Source organism: Streptomyces sp. NPDC093109 (assembly GCF_040701725.1).
Lineage (GTDB): Bacteria > Actinomycetota > Actinomycetes > Streptomycetales > Streptomycetaceae > Streptomyces.
The window spans coordinates 361230-384170 of record NZ_JBFBEZ010000001.1 but is presented as its reverse complement, the minus strand read 5'-3'; the positions used below and the strand labels follow the sequence as shown (position 1 = coordinate 384170).

The 22941-nt window shown below is 71.6% G+C and carries 23 protein-coding genes and 1 pseudogene; 11 read left to right on the top strand and 13 right to left on the bottom strand.

What is annotated here, in order from left to right; all coding sequences use genetic code 11:
* Nucleotides 1-294: 294 nt before the first annotated feature.
* The 8 genes from AB0389_RS01640 to AB0389_RS01605 form a co-directional block, all read right to left on the bottom strand.
* Entirely contained in the window at nucleotides 295-1386 is a 1092-nt protein-coding gene (locus AB0389_RS01640; RefSeq protein WP_366393277.1) for an LLM class flavin-dependent oxidoreductase, read from the bottom strand.
* Nucleotides 1383-3212, bottom strand: coding sequence for an ABC transporter ATP-binding protein (locus tag AB0389_RS01635; protein WP_366393276.1), 1830 nt, complete (start codon nucleotides 3210-3212; stop codon nucleotides 1383-1385). Before AB0389_RS01635 ends, AB0389_RS01640 begins: the two co-directional genes overlap by 4 nt.
* The gene (locus AB0389_RS01630; protein WP_366393275.1) at nucleotides 3194-4153 is read right to left on the bottom strand and encodes an ABC transporter permease; all 960 of its coding nucleotides are present in this window, start codon (nucleotides 4151-4153) and stop codon (nucleotides 3194-3196) included. The genes AB0389_RS01635 and AB0389_RS01630 overlap by 19 nt, the downstream gene beginning before the upstream one ends.
* Nucleotides 4150-5109 (bottom strand): ABC transporter permease, encoded by a 960-nt coding sequence (locus AB0389_RS01625; protein ID WP_366393274.1) that lies wholly within the window; start codon nucleotides 5107-5109, stop codon nucleotides 4150-4152. The genes AB0389_RS01630 and AB0389_RS01625 overlap by 4 nt, the downstream gene beginning before the upstream one ends.
* 3 nt (nucleotides 5110-5112) lie before the next feature.
* Nucleotides 5113-6744 (bottom strand): ABC transporter substrate-binding protein, encoded by a 1632-nt coding sequence (locus tag AB0389_RS01620; RefSeq protein ID WP_366393273.1) that lies wholly within the window; start codon nucleotides 6742-6744, stop codon nucleotides 5113-5115.
* A gap of 228 nt (nucleotides 6745-6972) precedes the next feature.
* Entirely contained in the window at nucleotides 6973-7098 is a 126-nt protein-coding gene (locus AB0389_RS01615) for a putative leader peptide (protein WP_366393272.1), read from the bottom strand.
* A gap of 113 nt (nucleotides 7099-7211) precedes the next feature.
* A complete protein-coding gene (locus AB0389_RS01610) occupies nucleotides 7212-7967 on the bottom strand; it encodes a glutathione S-transferase C-terminal domain-containing protein (protein ID WP_366393271.1) in 756 nt (251 codons plus the stop codon).
* A gap of 142 nt (nucleotides 7968-8109) precedes the next feature.
* The gene (locus AB0389_RS01605) at nucleotides 8110-8181 is read right to left on the bottom strand and encodes a putative leader peptide (protein WP_366393436.1); all 72 of its coding nucleotides are present in this window, start codon (nucleotides 8179-8181) and stop codon (nucleotides 8110-8112) included.
* A gap of 516 nt (nucleotides 8182-8697) precedes the next feature.
* Here AB0389_RS01605 and AB0389_RS01600 point away from each other — a divergent pair.
* The 5 genes from AB0389_RS01600 to AB0389_RS01580 all read left to right on the top strand — a co-directional run bounded on the left by AB0389_RS01600 (nucleotide 8698) and on the right by AB0389_RS01580 (nucleotide 13606).
* Complete coding sequence (locus tag AB0389_RS01600) at nucleotides 8698-9552, top strand: GNAT family N-acetyltransferase (protein ID WP_366393270.1); 855 nt, start codon at nucleotides 8698-8700, stop codon at nucleotides 9550-9552.
* Between the two features lie 49 nt (nucleotides 9553-9601).
* Nucleotides 9602-9727 (top strand): putative leader peptide, encoded by a 126-nt coding sequence (locus tag AB0389_RS01595; RefSeq protein WP_366393269.1) that lies wholly within the window; start codon nucleotides 9602-9604, stop codon nucleotides 9725-9727.
* A 93-nt stretch (nucleotides 9728-9820) separates the two neighbouring features.
* Nucleotides 9821-11038 carry an LLM class flavin-dependent oxidoreductase gene (locus tag AB0389_RS01590; protein ID WP_366393435.1) on the top strand — a complete coding sequence of 406 codons (1218 nt, stop codon included), beginning with the start codon at nucleotides 9821-9823 and terminating at the stop codon, nucleotides 11036-11038.
* A 19-nt stretch (nucleotides 11039-11057) separates the two neighbouring features.
* Nucleotides 11058-12458: an NtaA/DmoA family FMN-dependent monooxygenase gene (locus AB0389_RS01585; protein WP_366393268.1), complete on the top strand. Its 1401-nt coding sequence runs from the start codon at nucleotides 11058-11060 to the stop codon at nucleotides 12456-12458.
* Nucleotides 12459-12478: 20 nt separating this feature from the next.
* Nucleotides 12479-13606 carry an LLM class flavin-dependent oxidoreductase gene (locus AB0389_RS01580; RefSeq protein WP_366393267.1) on the top strand — a complete coding sequence of 376 codons (1128 nt, stop codon included), beginning with the start codon at nucleotides 12479-12481 and terminating at the stop codon, nucleotides 13604-13606.
* A gap of 49 nt (nucleotides 13607-13655) precedes the next feature.
* On the opposite strand, the gene AB0389_RS01575 is transcribed toward AB0389_RS01580, so the two are convergent.
* The gene (locus tag AB0389_RS01575; protein ID WP_366393434.1) at nucleotides 13656-14660 is read right to left on the bottom strand and encodes an NADP-dependent oxidoreductase; all 1005 of its coding nucleotides are present in this window, start codon (nucleotides 14658-14660) and stop codon (nucleotides 13656-13658) included.
* Nucleotides 14661-14768: 108 nt separating this feature from the next.
* Between AB0389_RS01575 and AB0389_RS01570 the strand changes: the two genes are divergently transcribed.
* Nucleotides 14769-15344 (top strand): TetR/AcrR family transcriptional regulator, encoded by a 576-nt coding sequence (locus tag AB0389_RS01570; RefSeq protein WP_366393266.1) that lies wholly within the window; start codon nucleotides 14769-14771, stop codon nucleotides 15342-15344.
* Nucleotides 15345-15393: 49 nt separating this feature from the next.
* On the opposite strand, the gene AB0389_RS01565 is transcribed toward AB0389_RS01570, so the two are convergent.
* Nucleotides 15394-16260 (bottom strand): alpha/beta hydrolase, encoded by an 867-nt coding sequence (locus tag AB0389_RS01565; RefSeq protein WP_366393265.1) that lies wholly within the window; start codon nucleotides 16258-16260, stop codon nucleotides 15394-15396.
* Between the two features lie 165 nt (nucleotides 16261-16425).
* Nucleotides 16426-16539: pseudogene (locus tag AB0389_RS01560) on the bottom strand (NADP-dependent oxidoreductase); the annotation flags it as partial.
* Between the two features lie 271 nt (nucleotides 16540-16810).
* On the opposite strand from AB0389_RS01560, the gene lpdA reads away from it, so the two are divergent.
* A complete protein-coding gene (lpdA, locus tag AB0389_RS01555; RefSeq protein ID WP_366393264.1) occupies nucleotides 16811-18223 on the top strand; it encodes a dihydrolipoyl dehydrogenase in 1413 nt (470 codons plus the stop codon).
* 16 nt (nucleotides 18224-18239) lie between these two features.
* On the opposite strand, the gene AB0389_RS01550 is transcribed toward lpdA, so the two are convergent.
* Together AB0389_RS01550 and AB0389_RS01545 are read right to left on the bottom strand one after the other, a co-directional pair.
* Nucleotides 18240-19295 (bottom strand): aldo/keto reductase, encoded by a 1056-nt coding sequence (locus AB0389_RS01550; RefSeq protein ID WP_366393263.1) that lies wholly within the window; start codon nucleotides 19293-19295, stop codon nucleotides 18240-18242.
* 60 nt (nucleotides 19296-19355) lie between these two features.
* Nucleotides 19356-20042, bottom strand: a complete 687-nt coding sequence (locus AB0389_RS01545) for an SDR family oxidoreductase (protein ID WP_366393262.1) — start codon at nucleotides 20040-20042, stop codon at nucleotides 19356-19358.
* Nucleotides 20043-20157: 115 nt separating this feature from the next.
* Here AB0389_RS01545 and AB0389_RS01540 point away from each other — a divergent pair, with 115 nt between their 5' ends.
* The 4 genes from AB0389_RS01540 to AB0389_RS01525 all read left to right on the top strand — a co-directional run bounded on the left by AB0389_RS01540 (nucleotide 20158) and on the right by AB0389_RS01525 (nucleotide 22930).
* On the top strand, nucleotides 20158-20718 hold the full coding sequence (locus AB0389_RS01540) for a TetR/AcrR family transcriptional regulator (protein WP_366393261.1): 561 nt from the start codon (nucleotides 20158-20160) through the stop codon (nucleotides 20716-20718).
* 92 nt (nucleotides 20719-20810) lie between these two features.
* Nucleotides 20811-21437 carry a GNAT family N-acetyltransferase gene (locus tag AB0389_RS01535; protein ID WP_366393260.1) on the top strand — a complete coding sequence of 209 codons (627 nt, stop codon included), beginning with the start codon at nucleotides 20811-20813 and terminating at the stop codon, nucleotides 21435-21437.
* A 94-nt stretch (nucleotides 21438-21531) separates the two neighbouring features.
* Nucleotides 21532-22374 carry an alpha/beta hydrolase gene (locus tag AB0389_RS01530; protein ID WP_366393259.1) on the top strand — a complete coding sequence of 281 codons (843 nt, stop codon included), beginning with the start codon at nucleotides 21532-21534 and terminating at the stop codon, nucleotides 22372-22374.
* Nucleotides 22375-22396: 22 nt separating this feature from the next.
* The gene (locus AB0389_RS01525; RefSeq protein ID WP_366393433.1) at nucleotides 22397-22930 is read left to right on the top strand and encodes a TetR/AcrR family transcriptional regulator; all 534 of its coding nucleotides are present in this window, start codon (nucleotides 22397-22399) and stop codon (nucleotides 22928-22930) included.
* Nucleotides 22931-22941: the final 11 nt, after the last annotated feature.

Below are 22941 nucleotides of genomic sequence, written 5' to 3'. Positions count from 1 at the left end.
GGTCCGGAGCGGGCGGAAGGCAGTGGCACGGGGGTGTGCGGGCGGAGTGGGGGCGTGGCGTCAATCGCGACACGCCGCGCCGGTACAGCGTCGTACCGCTGTCGCGCCTGGTGTTCCCATCGCATGCCTCACTGTCCCGGGCCGGGTGCCGGTCCCGGAATGGTAACCCCGGCGGAGCGGTCGGCCATGTGCGGCGAAGCCGTCGTCTCAGTCCATGAGAAGCCGGGCCGCCGCCGTCGACCGGCCGGTGGGCGGGTGCCTCGGGGTCCACGGCGTGGTGTGCCGTGGCGGTGATCACCTCGTACGGCCCGGTCCCGGTGCGGGCGGTGGGGGTACGGCCGCGCCGGAGCCCGCGCTGTCCGGCCGCCATCCCAGCTCGGGGGCGATCAGCTGCCGTACGTCGTGGAGGATCTGCTCGTACTCCTCCCGGCGGAACTCGTAGGGCAGTTCGAGGCGCAGCTCCGACACCTCCGCGACGACCGGATCCGCGGCCAGCTCCTCCAGGATCTGCTCCGCGGTCCCCACCACGTCCGGGGCGAACAGGGTCCGCTTCGGCCCCTGCGGCGCCAGTGTGCGCGCGTGCCGGCCGGCGGCGTACTCCCGGTAGCGGGCGCGGGTGGCGGCGTCCGCGCTGTCCAGCGGTACGATCACGCGCCCCAGCGCCACCCGGGCCGGCCCGGCGGGCCGAGCCTCCTGCCCGGTGGGGAGGGCGCGGCGGTACTCGGTGAGCAGGTTCAGCTGGGCCGTGGTGAAGTCGTCGGTGGACTCGCCGGTGACGATGTTTCCGGTGAGCAGATGGAGGCCGTTCCCGCCGGCCCAGCGGACCGAACGCAGGCTCCCGCCGCCGTACCAGATCCGGTCCACCAGGCCGGGGCTGTGCGGTTGCAGCCGTGGCCGCTGGGCGTTGCCCGGCGACGGGATCACCGTGTCAGGGCCGCCGAGATACGCGCCGCGCAGATTGTCGACGACGCGCGCGACCCGGCCGTAGGACAGGTCGAAGGCGCGCCAGTCACCGTCGTACACCAGATCGCCGAGCAGGTCGGCGTGCGGCATACCGGTGCTGAAGCCGACCTGGAGCCGGCCGCGGGAGAGTACGTCGGCCAGCGACAGGTCCTCGGCCAGCCGGAACGGGCTCTCGTAGCCGACCGGGATGACGGCGGTGCCCAGTTCGACCCGCTCGGTGCGCTGGCCGGCCGCGGCGAGGAACACCGCGGCCGAGCCGACGCCGTGTTCGAGGTGGCGCTGCCGGATCCAGGCGCCGTCGAAGCCGAGCCGTTCGCCGTACTCGAAGAGCCGCAGTGTCTCCTCCAGGCCGGTGGACGGGTCGCCGTCGTCGAAGTTGCCCGGGGTGAGAAAGGCCAGCGAGGTGATCCCGGGGGTGCTCATAGGGCCTTCGTCCGCATGGTGTTCTCCTGCTGTCGTCCGCCGGGGATCGCCGCGAGCAGTTCGCGGGTGTAGTCGTGGCGGGGGTGGGTGAAGAGGTCTTCGGGGGCGCCCGTCTCGACGATGCGGCCGGCCCGCATGACGGCGACCCGGTGCGCGATCTGCCGTACGACGGCCAGGTCGTGCGAGATGAAGAGGTACGCCACCCCGGTGTCCGCCTGGAGTTCGCCGAGGAGACGGAGGACCTGGGCCTGGACGGAGACATCGAGCGCGGACACCGGTTCGTCGCACACCACCAGGTCCGGGGAGAGCGCGAGGGCCCGGGCGATCGCCACCCGCTGGCGCTGCCCGCCCGACAGCTCCGCCGGCCGGCGCTCCAGTGTCGAGGCGGGGAGCGCCACCCGGTCGAGCAGATCGCGGGCGCGCGCGAGCCGGGAGGCCCGGTCGCCGACCCGGAACACCCGCAGCGGCTCGGTGATCACCTCGGCGATGGAGAACCTCGGGTCGAGCGAGGCGTACGGGTTCTGGTAGACGAGCTGGGCCCGTCTGCGCAGCTGTCTGGCCCGCGCGCCCCGGGCCGTGGTGACATCGGCGCCGTCGAACAGGACGCGTCCGGCGGTGGCGTCGGTCAGCCGGAGCACCAGGCGGGCGGTGGTGGACTTCCCCGAGCCGGACTCGCCGACCAGGGCGAGGGTCCGACCGCGGTGGAGTGTGAAGCTGACGTCGTCGACCGCGCGCACCGTCCGTGACTCGCCACCGCCCGCGCGGGGCAGCCGGAACTCCTTGACCGCGCCCCGGACTTCGACCAGCGGCGGCGTCCCGGCGGCCGAGGGCGCGGAGGCGGAGGCGGGTGTCGCGGCGGCCGGGGTACGCGGGCGGGCGGTGGCCAGGCTCGGCGCGCTCGCCAGCAGCCGCCGGGTGTAGGCGTGTTGGGGGTCGGCGAGGACGTCGCGGGTCGGACCGGCCTCGACGACCCGCCCCCGCGACATGACGACGAGGCGCTTCGACCGGTCGGCGGCGACTCCGAGATCGTGCGTCACCAGCAGGATCGCGGTGCCCAACTCCTCGGTGAGGTGCTGGAGATGGTCGAGGATGACCCGCTGCACGGTGACATCGAGCGCGCTGGTCGGTTCGTCGGCGATGATCAGCTTCGGTTCGGCGGCGATGGCGATGGCGATCAGGGCCCGCTGCCGCATTCCGCCCGACAGCTCGTGCGGGTACTGCCGGGCGCGGACGGCCGGTTCTGGCAGGCCGGCCCGTTCGAGGACGGCGATCGCGGCCGGCGGCGCGGAGCGGCGGGTCGCCAGCCCGTGGATCCGCAGCACCTCGGCGACCTGCTCGCCGATGCGCTTGACCGGGTTGAGCGACACCGAGGGGTCCTGGGGCACCAGGCCGATCCGTGCCCCGCGTACGGTACGCAGCTCCGCCTCCGTCAGCCGGGCGAGGTCGTGCCGGCCGAAGCGGATCGTGCCGGCGTCGAGGGAGGCGTTCGGCGCCAGGAGCCGGGTGATCGCGTGGGCGGTGGTGCTCTTGCCGGACCCGGACTCGCCGACCACCGCGGTCACTTCGCCCGGCCGCACATCGAGGTCGACACCCCGCACGGCCGGCACCGTACCGCCGCGGGTGCGGTACGACACCGACAGGCCTCGTATCTCCAGTGCGAGACCCTGACCGGGGGCCGGGCCGGCGTCCTGAGCGGTGTCCGGGCCGCCGCCCCGTTCGCCGTCCGGAGCGGCTTCCAGACCCTGACCGGCGCCCGGTGTTGTCCTCAAGTCCTCACCCGTTCCTGGGTCGTTGGTCGCACGGCCGGTCATCGCTGCCGGGACCATTCGCCGTCCAGCGCCCGTGCGATGCGGTTGGTGGCCAGCACGGTCGCGGCGATCGCCAGCCCGGGCAGTGCGGTGAGCCACCAGGCGTTGGCCAGATAGTTGCGGCCGTCGGAGATCAGCGTTCCCCACTCGGGCGCCGGGGGCGGCGCTCCGTAGCCGAGGAAGCTCAGCGCCGACACGGCCAGGATCGAGGAGCCGAAGTCGAGGGTGGCCAGGACGATCACCGGGCCCGCCGCGTTGGGCAGTACGTGCCGGCCGAGTACCGAGTACCAGCGGGCGCCGCACGCACGCGCGGCCTCGACGAAGACCGCCTGCCGCACCCGCAGCACCTCCGCCCGCGTCACCCGCGCGAAGCCGGCGACGCTGGCGATCCCGACCGCGACCGCCACCTTCACCGTCCCGTAGCCCAGCGCGGTGACCAGGGCCAGGGACAGGAAGAGCGCCGGGATCGACAGCAGCACATCGACGAAGCGCATCAGTACGTCATCGACCCAGCGGCCGACGAACCCGGCGACCAGACCGATCAGGCTGCCGACCACGAAGGCGACCGCCACCGCGATCAGCGTCGCCTTCAACGACAGCTGCGCGCCGTGGACCACCCGGGAGAACACATCACGCCCCAGCTCATCCGTGCCGAACCAGTGTGCGCCGCTCGGGGCCCGGAAGTTCTGTGCCGGTACCCCCTTCAGCGGATCCCGCGAGGTGAACAGCCCCGGCCCGAACGAGGCCAGCACCACCAGGACGACCACGAGGGCCGACAGCACCAGGCCGGGGCGGCGCACCAGGAACCGCAGGACGCGCCGCACATCGACACGCCCCCGCGATCCGGGACCGACCCCCGGATCGCCCGGACCGCCCGAATCACCCGGATCACCCGGATCGACCGGCCGCGTGTGGCCGGGCACGGCCCCGGCGGTGTCATGGACAAGACCCTGGCTCATGCGAATCCCGCTTTCCCGCCCGGGGCGACCACGATCCGCGGATCGAGCAGCGGATAGACGAGGTCGACGATCAGGTTCGTCATGACGAAGATCAGCGCGCCGAACACCACCACTCCCTGGACGAGCGGGATGTCCTGCGCCGTGACCGCGGCGGCCGTCACCCGGCCGAGCCCGTCCCGCGCGAACACCGTCTCGACGACCACGGAACCGGCGACGAGCTGCCCGACCAGTAGCCCCACGACCGTCAGCGCGGGCAGGGACGCGTTGCGCAGCGCGTGCCGCAGATGGACCCGCCACCGGCCGGCGCCCTTGGCGCGGGCGGTCTCCACATAGGCCTGATCCAGCGCGGTGAGCAGGCTCTTGGCGAGCACCTGCGCGACCAGCGCGCCGGTGGGGATCGCCAGTGTCACGGCGGGCAGGATCAGCCCGCGGGGCCCGTCGTTGCCGAAGGCCGGGAACCAGCGCAGCCGGAAGGAGAACGCCTCCACGAGCAGCAGCCCCACCCAGAACGTCGGGACCGACACCCCCAGCGGTGGCAGCGACAGCAGCAGCTGCCGCAGCCACCGATGGGTGGTCCAGGTCGCCAGCACCGCCAGTCCGCCGCCGAGGACCACGGCGAGCAGCAGCGCGGCGGCGGTCAGCTGAAGTGTCTGCGGCAGCGCGTCGGCCAGGGTCGAACTCACCGGCCTGCCGGTGGAGATCGCGTCGCCGAAGTCGCCGCGTACCGCCCGGCCCAGGTAGTCGGCGTACTGCGCCAGTACCGGCTTGTCGAAGCCGTACCGGTGCCGCAGCGCCGCGAGTTGTGCCGGATCGATCTCGGCCGAGTCCGCTCCGGCGCCGGCCATCGCCGAGACCGGATCGCCGGGCAGATAGTCGAGCACGAGGAACGACACCGTGTAGGCGGCCCACAGCACACCGACGGCCTGCGCGAGACGTGTGATCACATAGCGGCGCACGCGCTAGCCGATCCAGGTGTCGTGCAGCTGGATCCGGCTGGAGGCTTCAAAGTCCAGGTTGTGCACCTTGTCCGCCACGCCCAGCTGGGTCTGGAGCTCCACCACCGGCACGACATACGCGTTCCGTACGATCAACTGCTGTGCCTCGCCGACGAGTTCGGTCCGCCTGCCCGCGTCGGTGGTCGCCGCCTGCCGGGTCAGCAGCGACTCCAGCGGGCTCGCCGGCAGGCGGTAGGCGTTGGCCAGGGCGGTGGAGTACTGGGTGCGCAGGATGTCCGGATCGGCCCGGGTGAGGTTGCCCCAGAGCCCGTCGAAGTCCCCCGACTGCTGGACCTGGACGATCTGGGCGATCTGGAGCTGCTTGAGCACCACCTCGATGCCGACGGCCTTGAGCTGCTGCTGGATCAGCTCCAGGGCAGGCTGGTTGGTGGCCGAGTTCGCGAACCACTTGACGGTCAGGCTCAGTCTGGCGCCGTTCTTGGTTCGGATGCCGTCACCGCCCGCCTTCCAGCCGGCCGCGTCCAGCAGGGACGTGGCCTTCGCCGCGTCGAACGCCAGCCCGGAGCCCAGATCCCGGTAGTCCGGCGTGGTGTGTGCCAGGACGCTGGTCGCCGGCCGGGTGCCGGTCGGAAACACGGTGTCCGCGATCTCCTCGCGGTCGATCGCGTACAGAATCGCCTGTCGTACCCGGACGTCCTTGAGCGCCGGCCGTGAGTTGTTCAGCCCGAGGTTGAACACCGTGCCGGGATTGGCCCGCCGCGCCAGCCGCACCGGACCGCTCTTCAGTGTCGCCTCGTTGGCCCTGCCGACCCCGCCGATCGCGTCGACCTGGCCGGACTGGAGGCTGCCGACGCGCACCCCGGCCTCCGGCACCACCTTGAAGACGAGCTTGTCCAGGTAGGCCTCGCCCTTCTTGCGCCAGAGCGGGGAGCCCCAGGCGTATCCGGTGCGCCTGTCCAGGGTGATCGACTGGTTCTGTACGTAGTCCTTCAGCACGAAGGGCCCGGACCCGACGACTCCCTCGGCGCACTTGCGCTCCGGTGTCCTGCGGACGCTCGCCGCCGACTCGATCCCGAGCGAGTGCGTGGATGTGGCCTGCAGGAACTGTGCGTTGGGCTGCCGGAACGTGACCCGCACGGTGAGCGGGTCGACGGCGGTGGTGCTCTCCACCCCGCTCAGATAGCCCTGGGCGAGGGGTGCCAGGGCGCCGAGCTTCGGCACCGCGTCGAAGTTGTCCTTGACCACCTGCGCGGTCAGCTCGGTGCCGTCGCTGAAGGTGACACCCGGGCGCAGATGGAAGGTGAAGGTGGTGGCGTCCGCGCTGATGTCCCAGCTCTTCGCCAGCCACGGTGTGATCTTTCCGGTCTTCGGGTCCTGGTCGGTCAGCGAGTCCACGATCTGCCGCAGCGAGTAGATGGTGTCGTTGCTGCCCACCTGCTGCGGATCCACGCAGCCGCTGTCGGAACTCACCGCGAAGGTCAGGATGCCACCGGACTTCGCGGTGCCACCGCCGCTGCCACCGCCGGCGTCTGATCCGCCGCTGCCGGAACCGCAGGCGGTCAGCAGGACACTGGCGGCCAGGAGGGCGCCCAGCGGCGCCCATCGGGCGGGCCCGGCATCCGGTTGTGCTCTCACGGAGAGGTCTCCTACTCGTGTCGCCACGCGTCGGACGCCGTACGGATGACGGCGGCGCATGGGCGTGCCGCCCCGGGCGGCGTGACGCCGGCGGGCGGGGCGGTGTGCTGTTCGGGCGGGGGAGGACACACCGACAGCACCGCCGGACGCCGCGTGGGCGCCGACGGGTGGTGTCCGCGGTGGTGACGGGCGACGACGTACGTCGTCAGCGGGCCGTGGGGGAGCCGATCAGCCCCGACAGAGGCAGCTGGTGAAGCGCTGCAGGTCGATGTGGCGGCGGCGCGAGAACCGGGAGAACACCGTCGCGGCCGTGAGGGAGGGGGTCAGGGCACTCGGGTCACCGCTGTGCCGCATCTGCCTGTCCTCCCTGTCTCGGGCCCCGGACGGGGGCCACACACCGAACGAAAGAAGCCTGGATGTTGACACTGGATGCCGTTCGCGATCGTACGGAGCGGCGCTGTCGTACGTCAATGGCGGAAGGCGGGGTGGTCGCCGAGGCGGTGTACGTACTCCCGCAGCCGGGGGTACGGGCCGAGGGCGCCGGCCGGGCCGAGAGGGACGAGCGCCACCCACAGGTCCACATCCGCGGCCGTCAGATCCTCGCCCAACGCGTATGCCGTTCTGGAGAGTTGATGCTCCAGCAGGCTCAGCGCCCCCGATCGCCCCGCGGGCTGAGCGGCCGGTGTGAGGTGCCGGTCCAGCAGGTCACGGAGTGTGTCGATGTCCGGGGCGAGGGCCGGCGGGTGCAGGGCGGAGAGGCAGGCCCCGTCTGTTCCGGAGAGCGGGCCGGCGAGGTCGTGGAGGATGTCGGTGGTGCGGTTGCTGACGATGCGCCCGCTCCAGCGGTCGCGCAGCGCGGGCGCCGTCAGCGGCCCGTCGTAGTGGTACACCGTGGCCTCGTACGCGCCACGCAGCGAGGCGAAGGCTTCGGGCGTCTCGCCGGGGTGCGTCAGCAGTGTGGTGGCGACCGAGTCCTCCAGGCCGAGCAGGCGGAGGGTGATCGAGATACGCAGCGAGCGGGGACAACTCGCCGACAGATAGAGGTCGTAGCGGTGCGGCGCCGGGTAGAAACCGCCGGCGAGACCGACACCGATGCGGCTGCGGAAGCGGTACGGACGGGTGCGGGCCCCGGTCGTCCCGGGGCGGGGCCCCGAGACGGACGAACTCTGCTGACAGCCACGGGAGGTGGCTGTGCCGGCGCTGCGCGAAGCTGTCTCGGGCATGACTCTCCCTTTGGGGAACGAGGAGGCCACCGCGGCCTTGTGGGCGTCAGTGGCCTCATGCGGGGCGGCGACTGCGGAGCGACTGCGCTTGCGCACCGGTCCGGATCGCGTGGATCGCGTGATCGCACGGATCGGTGACGCGTCAGTAAGCGCTGGAGACACGCAGGAGATCGATGTGCAGGCGTCTCGTCAAGCCGTTCCTCGGCAGTGCCACCCCGTGCCACCCGTCTTAACCCTCGGCCGAAGACCACGGGAGCGGGGCGAACCCGCGCCGTGGGCGCTGACAATCGTGACCGTCCACGCCAGTCTGGGTGCGCTCCGTGACGCCGTCAAGAAGGCCGGGTATACGGTCTCACCTGGTGGGCACTCGCGTTGACATCCTTTTCGGGGCATGCATAACGTGCGGCGACCACGAGATCCCCCGGGCCGGAGAATGAGGGCGGCAGTCATGTACGCAGCTGACGGGACGGCCGCACGGCGGCGCCTCGGCCGCGTCGCCCCGCGCACGGACCGCTCCACCGGCCTGCCGCGCCCCAACGGCGCTACCTGTACCGCCGTGTCCCGCGGCCTCTGTCGACGCTGACCGCTTCCTGAGCGTCCGGCCACCGCCGCTGTCGCGGCCCGCACCCTCTTCCCGTGCTCGTTCCGCCGGGACCCTCCAGGCCGACTCCTGACCCACCGCCCGTCCCAGGGCTCTGCCGCGCTCCAGACAGGGAGACCCCGCACCGCCATGTCCACCAGCATCCACCGCGCCCCGTCGTCCCCGTCCCCGTCCCCGTCCTCGTCCCCGTCCCCGGCTCCCACTCTGTCCCCGAGCCCGCCCCTCGGTCCGCCGGCGGAACCGCACCTCCTGGACAACGCCGCCTGGGCCGCGCTGACGGGCCCTCACGCCTCTCTCGCCGAGCGTGTCGGCCGGGCCGCCCGCTACCCCACGGACGTCTCCCCGTTCACCGCACTGGCGGACCCCGCCGACCCCCGCGCCTGGGACGACCTGGCCGCGCTCGTCGGCCCCGGCACCGTCACCCCGGTCACCGGGGCCGGGATGACCGTGCCCGCCGGCTGGGAGACCGTACAGAGCGGCGACGGCGTCCAGATGGTCGACACCGCGCTGTACGCCGAACCCGCGCCCGAGGCGGTACGGCTCGGGCCCGCCGACGTGCCCGAGATCCTCGCGCTGATCGCCCTCACCCAGCCGGGCCCCTTCCTGCCCCGCACCGTGGACCTCGGCACCTACCTCGGCATCCGGGACCACGGGCGGCTGATCGCCCTGGCCGGCGAGCGCCTCCGCCCGCCGGGCTGGACCGAGATCAGCGCCGTCTGCACCCACCCGGACCACCGGGGCCGCGGCCTGGCCACCCGGCTGGTCCGCGCGGTCGCGGCGGGCATCAGGGAGCGCGGCGACACCCCGTTCCTCCACGCGGCGGCGGCCAACACCCACGCGATCCGGCTCTACGAGTCGATCGGGTTCACCCTGCGCCGCCGTACGCGGTTCGTGCTCGTCCGCACGCCGGGCGGAGAAGAAGGAGAAGAGACAGAAGCAGAAGCAGCGGCAGAAGAAGCCGGGCAGCCGGAAGAAACGGCGTAGCCGTGTTGTTCTGCTGGGCGACGACCGCGGAAGGGTGGAGGTGAGGCACATGCGTCCTCTCTCCCGCCGACGTGCCCCGGGAGCCGCCGCGCCCGCCGCGCCGCGCCGCCTGCACCTGTACTCGCGGACGCATATCGACCTGCTGCGCGTGGCCGGCGCGCTCTGTCGCGCCTGACCCGTTCTCCTCGCGGCCGGCAACCCCTCGAACCGGGGCCGGCTCCCTCGTACGGCTGATCAGGAAGGCGTCACCGCCGTGTCCGTCACTCCCGTGTCCTCCTCACCCTCCCCGCTGCATCTCGCCGTCGCTCTCGACGGCGCCGGCTGGCACCCGGCCGCCTGGCGCGAGCCCGTCGCCCGCCCCCGCGAACTGCTCACCGCCGCCTACTGGACCGACCTCGTCACCGAGGCAGAGCGCGGGCTGCTCGACTTCGTGACCATCGAGGACGCGCTCGGCCTCCAGTCCTCCTCCTTCACCGAACCCGACCACCGCACCGACCAGGTACGCGGCCGGCTCGACGCCGTCCTCATCGCCGCGCGGGTCGCCCCGCTGACCCGCCACATCGGCGTGGTGCCGACCGTGGTGGCCACCCACACGGAGCCGTTCCACATCTCCAAGGCGATCGCCACCCTCGACTATGTGAGCACCGGCCGCGCGGGCCTGCGCGTCCAGGTCTCGGCGCGCGGGAACGAGGCGGCCCACTTCGGACGCCGTACGGTCCCGCCGGTCAGCAGGGAGGACTACGGCACACCGGCCGTACAGGAGGCCGTCGCCGAACTCTTCGACGAGGCCGCCGACTACGTCGAGGCCGTGCGCCGGCTCTGGGACAGCTGGGAGGACGACGCGGAGATCCGGTCCGTCGCCACCGGCCGCTTCATCGACCGCGACAAACTGCACTACATCGACTTCGAGGGCAGGCACTTCCGCGTCAAGGGCCCCTCGATCACCCCCCGCCCGCCGCAGGGCCAGCCCATCGTCAGCGCCCTGGCCCACGCGGCCATCCCCTACCGGCTGGTGGCCAGGTCCGCCGACATCGGTTACGTCACCCCGCACGACGCCGAGCAGGCCCGTGCCGTCGTCGAGGAGATCCGCGCCGAACAGAGCGCCGCCGGCCGCGCCGACGAGACCCTGCACCTCTTCGGCGACCTGGTGGTCTTCCTCGACGACGACCCCGCCGAGGCCGCCGCCCGCCGGGAGCGACTGGACGCCCTCGCGGGCGAGCCGTACACCAGCGACGCCCGTGTCTTCACCGGCACTCCCGCCCAACTGGCCGACCTGTTGCAGGAGTTGCAGGCATCGGGGCTCTCCGGCTTCCGGCTCCGCCCCGCCGTCGCCGGACACGACCTCCCGGCGATCACCCGGGGCCTGGTCCCCGAACTCCAGCGCAGGGACGCCTTCCGCCGCACGTACGAGGCCGACACCCTGCGCGGGCTGCTCGGGCTCACCCGCCCCGCCAACCGCTACGCCGCTGCCGCCGCGACCGCCTGAGAGAAGAAGGAGCCCCACCGTGAGCAAGCCGCTCAAGCAGATCCACCTCGCGGCCCATTTCCCGGGCGTCAACAACACCACCGTCTGGAGCGACCCCGAGGCCGGCAGCCATATCGAGTTCAGCTCCTTCGCCCACTTCGCCCGGACCGCCGAACGCGCCAAGTTCGACTTCCTGTTCCTCGCGGAGGGGCTGCGGCTGCGCGAACAGGGCGGCAAGATATACGACTTGGACGTCGTCGGCCGCCCCGACACCTTCACCGTCCTCGCCGCGCTGGCCGCCGTCACCGAACACCTCGGCCTGACCGGCACCATCAACTCCACCTTCAACGAGCCGTACGAGGTGGCCCGCCAGTTCGCCAGTCTCGACCACCTCTCCGGCGGACGTGCCGCCTGGAACGTCGTCACCTCCTGGGACGGCTTCACCGGCGAGAACTTCCGGCGCGGCGGCTTCCTGCCGAAGGAGGAGCGCTACTCGCGCGCCCAGGAGTTCCTGGCCACCGCGAACGAACTCTTCGACTCCTGGCACGGCGACGAGATCGTCGCCGACCGGGAGACCGGCACCTTCCTGCGGGACGCGCGGGCCGGCGCCTTCGTGCACCAGGGCCGGCACTTCGACATCCAGGGGCAGTTCAACGTCCCGCGCAGCCCGCAGGGCCGCCCGGTGATCTTCCAGGCCGGAGACTCCGACGAGGGGCGCGAGTTCGCCGCGTCGAGCGCCGACGCCATCTTCAGCCGGTACGCCACCCGCGAGGAGGGCCGGGCGTTCTACACCGACGTCAAGGGCCGGCTGGCCCGGTACGGCCGCGACCACGACCAGCTGCTCATCCTGCCCGCAGCGAGCTTCGTACTCGGCGACACCGACGCCGAAGCGCATGAACTGGCCCACGAGATACGCCGGTCGCAGGTGAGCGGGGCCACCGCCATCAAGCACCTGGAGTTCGTCTGGAACCGGGATCTGTCCGCGTACGATCCGGAAGGACCGCTCCCCGACATCGACCCCGACCTCGGCGAACACACCATCGCCCGGGGCCGTGCCCAGGTACGGATGTACCGCGACCCGCTGGCGACGGCCCGCGAGTGGCGGGAGCTGGCGGCGGCCAACAAGTGGTCGATCCGCGACCTGGTCATCGAGACCGGCAACCGGCAGAACTTCATCGGCTCCCCGGCCACCGTCGCCGACACCATCAACGACTTCGTCCAGGCCGACGCCTCCGACGGCTTCATCCTCGTCCCGCACATCACCCCGGGCGGCCTCGACTCCTTCGCCGACCGGGTCGTCCCGCTGCTCCAGGAACGCGGTGTGTACCGCACGGAGTACACGGGCACCACACTGCGCGACCACCTCGGTCTGGCGGAACCCGCGCCCGGGCCCGTGACCGTCCCCGTATCCGCCCCCGCGCCCGTGACCGCCGGCCACTGACCACCGAGGGAGCCCCGTACATGTCCGACATCCCCCTCGGCGTCCTCGACCTGGTCCCGATCCCGTCCGGCTCCACCGCCGCCGAGGCGCTGCGCAACTCGATCGACCTGGCCCGGCAGGCCGAGAGGTTCGGGTACGCCCGCTACTGGTACGCCGAGCACCACCTCAACCCGGGCGTGGCCGGCACCTCGCCCGCGGTCGTGCTCGCCCTGACCGCCGCCGCGACCTCGGCCATCCGGCTCGGCTCCGGTGCCGTACAGCTCGGCCACCGCACCGCCCTGTCCACGGTCGAGGAGTTCGGCCTGATCGACGCGCTGCACCCCGGCCGCCTCGACCTGGGCCTCGGCCGCTCCGGCGGCCGGCCGCCCGGCGCCCCCACCACCCCGCTGCCGGCCGCGACCCCCGTGGTCGACGGCCGTACCCCGGGCGGCCTGCGCATCCCGCCCCGCTTCTCCTTCGCGTACCTGCTCGGCTCGCCGCGCATCGCGCTCCAGCGGAAGCTGCTCCTGCTGCCGAACGCCGAGTCGGCGGCCTACGGCGAGCAGATCGACGACATCCTGGCGCTGCTGGCGGGCACCTACCGCTCCGCGGACGGCATCGAGGCCCATGTCGTACCGGGGGAGGGCGCCGACATCGAGATCTGGATCGTCGGCAGCAGCGGCGGCGAGAGCGCCGAGGCCGCGGGCGCCAAGGGGCTGCGGTTCGCGGCGAACTACCACGTCAGCCCGGCCACGGTGCTGGAGGCGGTGGAGGGCTACCGCGCCGCGTTCCGGCCCTCCGACGTACTCGGCAAGCCGTACGTCAGTGTGTCCGCGGACGTCGTGGTCGCCGAGGACGACGAGACCGCCCGCGAACTCGCCACCGGCTACGGCCTGTGGGTCCGTTCCATCCGTACGGCGGAGGGCGCGATCCCGTTCCCCACACCCGACGAGGCGCGCGCCCACGTGTGGTCCGACACGGACCGGGCCCTGGTCCAGGACCGCCTCGACACCCAGTTCGTCGGTTCCCCGGGCCGGGTGGCCGACCGGCTGGCCCAGCTCCAGGAGGCCACCGGCGCCGACGAACTGCTGATCACCACGATCACCCACGGCCACGCCGACCGGGTGCGGTCCTACGAGCTGCTGGCCGAGGAGTGGCGCGGAAGGTGAACGGGCACCGGCGCCGGGTACGGGATCCGGCGCCGGGATCCGGCCTCGGTCACACCATCGTGACGACGACTTTGCCGGCCTTCGCGCGGCCCTCCCCGACGTACTCCAGGGCCTCCCGGGTCTCCGCGAACGGGAAGACACGGTCGACGACGGGGCGGATCCTCCCGGTGTCGATGAGCTCGGTGAGCGCGCGCAACTGCTCGCCGTCGGCCTTCATGAACAGGAAGGAGTACGTCACACCTCGGCGCCCGGCGCGGCGCCGCGTCCGGAAGCTCAGCGCGCTCATCACCAGCCGGAGGACAGCGTTGGCGCCCAGCTCACGGGCGAAGGCCGCGTCGGGAGGGCCCGCGACGCTGATGACCGTCCCGCCGGGCTTGAGCACCCGCAGGGACTTTTCGAGCGTCTCGCCGCCGACGGTGTCCAGGACGACGTCGTATCCGTCGAGGACCGTCTCGAAAGCCTGCCGCTTGTAGTCGACGACGATGTCCGCGCCGAGCCCCTTCACCAGGCCGGTCTTGGCCGTGCTTGCGGTGGCGGCCACGTACGCGCCCAGGTGCTTCGCCAGCTGGACGGCGATGGTGCCGACGCCGCCGGAGCCCGCGTGGATCAGTACCTTCTGGCCCGGCCGCAGCCGCGCCCGCTCGACCAGTGCCTGCCACGCGGTCAGGGCGACCAGCGGAAGGGACGCGGCCTCGGCCATGGTGAGCGCGGCCGGTTTGACCGCCAGGTCGTCCTGGTGGACGGCGATGAGTTCGGCGAACGTGCCGATACGGTCCTTGCCGGGCCGCGCGTAGACCTCGTCGCCCACCGCGAACCGGGTGACGGCCGCGCCCACTTGGACCACCACCCCGGCGAGGTCGTTCCCCAGGACGAGCGGGAGACGGTACGGCAGGATCGCCTTGAAGTCCCCGTCGCGGAGCTTGAGATCCAGCGGGTTGACGCTCGCCGCGTGGATCCTTACCAGGACATCGCCGGCCCCCACCGGCGGGTCGGGGGCCTCGCCGATACGGCCCCCGTTCCTGTCGCCGTACCGCTCGATCATGAAGGCCTTCATCGTCGTCTCCGTTTCCATTGGATTATGATTTTAATATTACATATGGCAGGTCATGGAATAGGCTGGGTAGTACGAGGGATGCCCTCACGGCGAAGGAGGAGGAGGCTCGTGGTGCGCTACGCCAAGGAGCACAAGCAGGAGACCCGGCAGCGGATCATCGAGACGGCCGGCAAGCGGTTCAAGCGGGACGGTGTGGACGGCTCGGGTATCTCCGCGCTGATGTCGGACGCCGGGCTGACCAATGGAGCCTTCTACGCCCACTTCGCGTCCAAGGACGACCTCGTCGCCCGTGTCGTGGCCGACGAACTGCGCACGCAGGTCGCGAAGTACGGGGAACTGCGGCCCGGCCGCCCCGGACTCGAGGACTTCGCCCGTGAGTACCTGTCGCCCGAGCACCGGGACCACTCCGGCGCCGGATGCCCGTCCGCGGCCCTGCTCGGCGAGATCGGCCGGTGCGGGGACGAGGCCAAGCGCGCCTACACCGACGGCGCGCGGGACATCGTGGCGGAGATAGCCGCCCGGCTGGCACCCGGGGATCCGCGGTCGGCCCGCGGGAGGGCCATCGGGCTCTTCACCATGATGGCGGGAGCGCTGCAACTCTCCCGGGCCCTCTCCGACCGGCGGTTCGCCGATGAGGTCCTTGAGCGGGGGGTCGAGAACGCCCTCGCCCTCATCGCGCTCTGAGGGGCGGCCGTTCCCTCACCGGGTGGCCGGCCTCTCACCTCGCGCCCGCTCACCGTTCGAGGAACTCGACGGCCTTCTCCACGAACTCCCGGTGGTACTGGAAGATGCCGCCGTGGCCCGCGTCCGGGTACAGCACCAGCTTGCCGTTCGGTACGCGCCGCGCCAGGTCGGCCGAGTTCTTCGACGGAACCATCCTGTCGTTCTCGCCGTTCGCGACCAGCACGGGCTGGTGGATGACGGAGAGATCGGACGGCTGCTCCAGCCCCCAGCGGTGAATGGCCTTGAGCTGGGCGCCGTACGACGACAGGGAGATCGCCTTGTCCCGGCCGCTGGTGCGCTCCTTGAGGCGGGCCAGGAACTCCTTCCCGGCCCTGCGCCCGTTGGCGGTGCGGGTGAAGAAGAGGAACTGCTTCGGGTCCTGAAGGGTGAGCAGCCCCCGGACGGTGTCGAGGTGGGACAGCCGGGTCACGTTCTTGATGCCCTCGCCGCCCGCGGGACCGGTCCCCGTGAGGATCAGCCGGCGGACGAGCCGCGGCTCGGTCTCCGCGATCACCTGGGCGATCATGCCGCCCAGTGAGAAGCCGTGGAGATCGACCTGCTCGAAGCCGAGCGCCCGGATGAAGGTGACGGCGTCCTTCGCCATCGCCCGGATGGTGTCCGGTGTCGAACCGGTGGAGGCGCCGACACCCCTGTTGTCGAACGTGATGACCCGGCGCTTGGCCGCGATGCCGTCGACGACCCGGGGGTCCCAGTTGTCGAGGACTCCGGCGAGGTGGACGAGGAAGATCACCGGGACACCGGACCGGGGGCCCAGCTCGCGGTAGGCGAAGGTCACGTCCCCGGCGGTGAGGGTGCGGGTCGGCGCGTTCCTGTACGACGACACCGCGTCGTTCCGTACTTCTTGTGAATCATTCATGGTCGTGTCCTCTGGGGTGGGGGGTCATTTAAAGTATGACCGTAATGTAATGAGCCCGCAAGTGAACGCGCCGACAAGCGGTCCTGTGCCGTGTTGTGTACGGAGGGCCGCTCGCGCGGTCCGTTGAAGCGGGTTCAGGGCCGATCGCCGCCTCCAGGTGCTCGCCCCCACGTTGTCGAAGAAGACGTCGATGCCGTCCGGCGCGGCCTGTGCCAGCTGCTCGGCGACCGGTCCGTCCTTGTAGTTGAACGCCGCGTCGTAGCCGTACTCCTCGGTCAGCGGCGCCAGGTCCGGGTCCGCCTTCTGGGCGGCCGTTCGGGCGGGCGTCCAGGTGTCAGGCGCGTGCGGTGGTGGGCAGGATCTGCTCGGACATGGGGATCAAGCCTTTCGGGGGAAACGGGAAACGCGGGGAAATGTGGAAACCGGGAGACGGCGCTTCGGTGTGGTGCCCGGGGCAGGCGTCGCTTGGGCGTGGTGCTCATGAGGTACGGATGGGTCTGTCTACTGTGAATGGCCAACTCCCGTCGTGAGCCGAGAAAAGGAAGCGTCCATGGACGAGCAGGGTGAGCACTTCGACGTCGTCGTACTCGGCGCGGGCCCCGGCGGGTACGTCGCCGCCATCCGCGCCGCCCAACTGGGCAGACGCGTCGCGGTGGTGGAGGAGCGGTACTGGGGCGGCGTCTGTCTGAACGTGGGCTGCGTTCCCACCAAGGCCCTGCTGCGCAACGCCGAACTGGCGCACATCTTCACGCGCGAGGCGAAGACCTTCGGCATCAAGGCCGACGGTCAGGTCTCCTTCGACTACGGGGAGGCGTTCCGCCGCAGCCGGAAGGTGGCGGACGGCCGGGTCAAGGGCGTCCACTACCTGATGAAGAAGAACGGCATCACGGAGATCAGCGGGCGCGGCACGTTCCTCGACCCCCACACACTCCAGGTGGGCGACTACGACGGCAACACCCGCACCATCGGCTTCGACCACTGCGTCATCGCCACCGGCGCGACTCCCCGGCTGCTGCCCGGCACCCGGCGCACCTCCCGGGTGGTGACGTTCGAGGAGCAGATCCTCTCCGACGACCTGCCGCCCTCCGTCGTCATCGCCGGCGCCGGGGCCATCGGCGTCGAGTTCGCCTACGTCCTGCACAACTACGGTGTGAAGGTCACCATCGTCGAGTTCCTGGACCGTGTCGCCCCGCTGGAGGACGCCGAGGTCTCCGCCGAACTGGCCAAGCAGTACCGGAGACTCGGCATCGATGTCCTCACCTCCACCCGTGTCGAGTCCATCGACGAGTCCGGCCCGCGGGTACGCGTCACCGTCACGGGCAAGGACGGCACCCAGCAGGTCCTGGAGGCCGACAAGGTGCTCCAGGCGATCGGCTTCGCCCCGAACGTCACCGGCTACGGCCTGGAGAACACCGGTGTGCGCGTCACCGCGCGTGGCGCCATCGACGTCGACGGCCGCTGCCGTACCTCCGTACCGCACCTCTACGCCATCGGCGACGTCACCGCCAAGCTGATGCTCGCGCACGCCGCCGAGGCGATGGGGGTGATCGCCGCCGAGACGATCGCGGACGCCGAGACGATGGAACTCGACTACGCGATGATCCCGCGCGCCACCTTCTGCCAGCCGCAGATCGCCAGCTTCGGCTACACCGAGGCACAGGCGAAGGAGAAGGGGTACGACGTCCGGGTCGCGAAGTTCCCGTTCACCGCGAACGCCAAGGCCCACGGCCTGGGCGACGCGACCGGCTTCGTGAAGCTGATCAGCGACGCGAAGCACGGCGAGATCGTCGGCGCCCATCTCATCGGCCCGGACGTCACCGAACTGCTTCCCGAGCTGACCCTGGCCCAGCAGTGGGACCTCACGGTCCACGAGGTCGCGCGCAACGTCCACGCCCACCCCACCCTGGGTGAAGCGGTCAAGGACGCCGTCCATGGCCTCGCGGGTCACATGATCAACATGTAGCCGGGGCGGCGGCCGGTCAGGCGACCGGCGCGGCCGGCTGATCGACACGGCCGGCGTCGCCTCCCTGGATACCGCCCAGGGAAGCGGCGATCGCCTCGTGGGGAACGCCGAGGGGCGTCGCGCTGACCTCCGACAGCCGGGCGAACTGCTCGGCGGTCAACTGGACGTCGAGAGCGCCCAGATAGCTGTCGAGCTGGGTGAGGCCGCGCGGCCCGATGATCGGGACGAGCGAGGTCGCGGACCGGGCGGCGCGCTCCCGTACCCAGGCCACCGCCACCTGGGCGGGTGTCGCGCCGGTCTCCTCGGCGACGGCCAGGACGGCGTCGACGACGGCGGTCTTCTGGTCGGTGCTCTCCGTGTGGATCACCGCCCCCAGGTCGCTCAGCCGCCCCTCGGTGCCGCGCCGGTACTTACCCGTGAGCAGCCCGCCGCCGAGCGGGGACCACAGGGCGGCGCCGAGTCCGAGGCTCTCGGCCATCGGGAGCAGTTCGCGGTCGGCGGTCCGCTCCACGAGGCTGTACTCGTTCTGGATGCCCACGACGGGCGCCCAGTTCCTGAGGTCCGCGAGGGCCACGGCCCGGGAGACGCGCCAGGCGGGGAAGTTGGAGAGACCGATGTGGTGGATCTTGCCGGAACTCACCAGGTCGTCGAGCCCGCGCAGGATCTCCTCGATCGGGGTGAGCTCGTCGGGGAAGTGCACCCAGAGCAGGTCGATGTAGTCGGTACCCAGGCGCTTGAGGCTGGCCTCCACCGAAGTGACCATGTTCTTGCGGCTGTTGCCCGTCCTGGAGATGCTCGGCTGCGGCGCCGCCCCGAGGGTGAACTTGGTGGCCAGGACGTAGTGGTCCCGGTCGGCGGAGATGAACTTCCCCGTCAGCTGCTCCGACTCGCCGAACTGGTAGGCGTCCGCGGTGTCGAGGAAGGTGCCGCCCGCTTCGGTGAACCGGTCGAAGATACGGCGCGCCTCGTCGGGCTCGGCCCCGGCGCCCCAGCCGGTGCCGAAGTTCGCCGTGCCGAGCGCGTACTCGGACACGCGCAGTCCGGTCAGGTGTCCAAAGGTCGTGTAACGCATCAGGTCTGTCCTTACTTCAAAGAAGCGGGAAGCGGGAAGCGGGGATCGCGGGGGCGCTGCTCACGCGGCGTTCGGCGAGGTGGCCAGGGTCTGCTTCACGTACCGGGTGGTCTCGTCGGCGAGGATCTCGGGCAGACCCGTCTCGATGCCGTGCAGGGCCTGCGCGGCGACCTCCGCGGGGTCGGCCTTCTGGTCGGCGGGGATGCCCGCGGCCATGTCCGTGTCCATGTATCCGACGTGCAGCGCCGAGACGGTGATGCCGCGCGGCGCCAGTTCCTCCCGGGCCGCGTCGGTCAGTGCCCATGCCGCGGCCTTGGCCGCCGCGTAGGAGCCGAGGGCTGCGGGGTGCAGCCAGGACAGGACGGACAGGACGTTGAGTACGGCGCCGCCGCCGTTGCCCTCGATGACGGGGGTGAAGGCGCGCGTCACGGCGAGCGGACCGAAGAAGTTCGTCTCCATCTCCAGGCGCACCGCGTCCGGTTCGCCCGCGATCAGCGGCGTGGCGGTGGAGATGCCCGCGTTGTTGACCAGCAGGGTCGCGTCGGACGCGGTGCGTGCCGCGGCCCGGATCGACTCGTCGTCCGTCACGTCCAGCCGCAGCGGGACGACGCCCGGCAGGTCCACCGTCTCGGGCCGGCGGGCCGCCGCGTACACCTTCGCGCCGCGCGCCACGAGCTGCGCGGCCAGATGCCGGCCGAGCCCCCGGTTGGCGCCGGTGACCACCACGACCGCGTCCTTCAGTTCCATGTCCACTCCCAGCGTCGTGGCCGCCGTCAGGACGGCCCGCCATCATTAGATTACGACTACAATCTAAACCCTCGCCTAGGATAGATGTCAAGCGAAATCAATCGGGAGGTGGCTGATGGGCCGCGTATCGCAGGCGCAAGCCGAGGAGAACCGCCGGCGGGTCGTGGAGACCGCTTCCCGGCTGTTCCGGGAGCAGGGAACCCATGTCAGCGTCGCCGACCTCATGAAGGCGGCCGGCCTGACCCACGGCGGCTTCTACAAGCAGTTCGCCTCCAAGGAAGCGCTCGTCGACGAGGCCACCGCTCACGCCTTCGGTGAGCTCGGCCGGCTCCACCACGACGGACTCGCGCGGCACGACGGGCGGCGGGACGAGGCCCAGCGGGCGCTGATCGACACCTATCTCTCCGTCCAGCACCGCGACAGCGCGGCTGACGGCTGCCCCGTCGCCGCGCTCGCCACCGACATGGCGCGCGAACCCGAGGACCGCGAGGCCCGCCGCACCTACACGGAGGGAGCGCGCGACTTCGCCGAGCGGCTGGCGACCGAGGACCAGGACGGCATCGCCCGGCTCTGCACCATGCTCGGCGCACTGGTCCTGTCCCGGGCCACCAAGGGCTCCCCGCTCTCCGAGGAGATCCTTGCCGCCGCGCGCGCGGCATTGACGGAATCCGGCTGAACGCGCCCCGGTACGGGGGACACTGGTGATCCCGCGGGGCTGGACGGCGGCTCCTGAGGTGAACCGAGGAAAAGGAAGAAGGCGGAGCCCGTATGACCACTCAGCCCTTCGTACGCCCGTACCGCCCCACGGACCGGCAGGATCTCTACGACATCTGTATCCGGACGGGTGAAGAGGGCGGCGACGCCCGCCACTTGTACGAGGACCACGGGCTGCTGCCCAGCGTCTTCGCCGGTCCGTACGCGGAACTCGAACCGGGTCTGGTCTTTGTCGTCGACGGCGGTGACGGCCGGCCCGTCGGCTACATCCTCGGGACCTCGGACACCGAGTTGTTCGTGGAACGCTTCCGTACGGAGTGGCTGCCCGCCGTCGCGGAGCGCTATCCGCATCCTGCCGGGCCCCCGCTCACACCGGCCGACCGGATCGCCGTGCTCCTGCACCGCCCCGAGCGCATGCTGCTGCCCGAGCTGACCTCGTACCCCGCACATCTCCACATCGACCTGCTGCCGGGGCACCAGCGCGCGGGATTCGGGCGCGCGCTGATGACACGGTTCCTCGGCGCGCTCGCCGAGAAGGGCGTACCGGCCGTCCACCTGGGGATGTCCCCGGCCAACACCCGGGCACGGGCGTTCTACGACCGGGTGGGGTTCCAGGAGATTCCGGTACAGGACGCGGGCCCGGTGACCTACCTCGGCCGCGCCACCGGGGGCGGTGTGTAGCGGGTACGCGTGGACGGGGCCGCCGTTGTTGACAGGTCTGGTTAAGGGGATTAGCTTTTGGCTAAAGAGGTTAGCCAAGCTTGAGGGGGATGCCATGACCGGGACCCAGTACCTCGCCGTCGACGGCGGCACGATCGCCTACGAGGTGGCGGGTTCCGGCCCGCTGATCGTTCTCGCGCACGGGATGGGCGACAGCCGGGCCGCGTACCGGGCCGTCACGCCTCGGCTGGTGGCGGCGGGGCATCGGGTCGCGGCGGTCGATCTGCGCGGCTGCGGCGAGTCCAGCGTCGGGTGGCCGGCCTGGAGCCGCACCGCCATCGCCGGGGACCTGCTCGCCGTGATCCGCCATCTGGGCGGCCCGGCCGTGCTCGTCGGCCACTCGATCTCCGGCGGCGCCGCCACCATCGCCGCGGCCAAGGAGCCCGCGCTGATCAGCGCCGTCGTCGAGCTGGCGCCGTTCACCCGCAAGCAGTCCGTCCGCCTCGGCGACCTGCGCGTGAAGCGCTTCCGGCAGGCCATGCTGCGGCTGCTCGGCGCGGGCGGGCTCGGCAGCGTACGGCTCTGGCGCTCGTACCTCGATGTGGCCTACCCCGGCGTGAAGCCGGCCGACTGGGCCGAGCGGCTCGGCCGCATCGACTCCCTGCTGCGCGAGCCGGGCCGGGTCAAGGCCATGCGGGGTATGGGCGGCAGCGCCCCGACCGACGCCGGTGAGCAACTCGGCAACGTACAGTGCCCGGTTCTCGTCGTGATGGGCACACTCGACCCGGACTGGGCCGACCCGCACGCCGAGGGCTCCGCGATCGTCGACGCCCTGCCGTCCGGCCTCGGCCGCCTTGAGATGATCGAGGGCGCCGGGCACTACCCGCACGACCAGTTCCCCGATCAGGTGGTTTCGCTCATGCTCGCTCTTCTCCGGCCGGACGACGCTCGTGCCTAGGGCGGGACTGGCCCCGGCGGCCGTGGTCGCGGCCGGCGCCGCGCTCGCCGACGAGGTGGGTTTCGGCCGTCTGACGATGAGTCTGCTGGCCGAGCGGGTGGGCGTGCGCACCCCGTCCCTGTACAAGCACGTCGGCGGCCAGGAAGACCTCAACCGGCGTATCGCGGCCCTGGCGTTGAGCGAGGCCGCCGACGCCGTGGGCGGCGCGGTCCAGGGGTACGCGGGCCGCGATGCCCTCGCCGCCGCGGCCCGCGCCTTCCGCGCCTTCGTCCTGGCGCACCCCGGCCGGTACGCCGCGACGATCGGTGTGGAACCCTCAGGCCCGGACGATCCGCTGGCCACCGCGGGACAGCGGCTGCTCGACGCGTTCACCGCGGTCCTGCGCGGCTACGAGATCGCGGAGCCGGACGTGGACCACGCCCTGCGCATGCTCCGCAGCCTCTGCCACGGCTTCGCCACGCTGCAGTCGGCCAACGGCTTCCAGTGGAGCGCCGACATCGACGAGAGCTTCGAGTGGCTGATCGCCTTCACCGACCGGGGCCTGCGCGCCCTCTGACCCGCTGATCC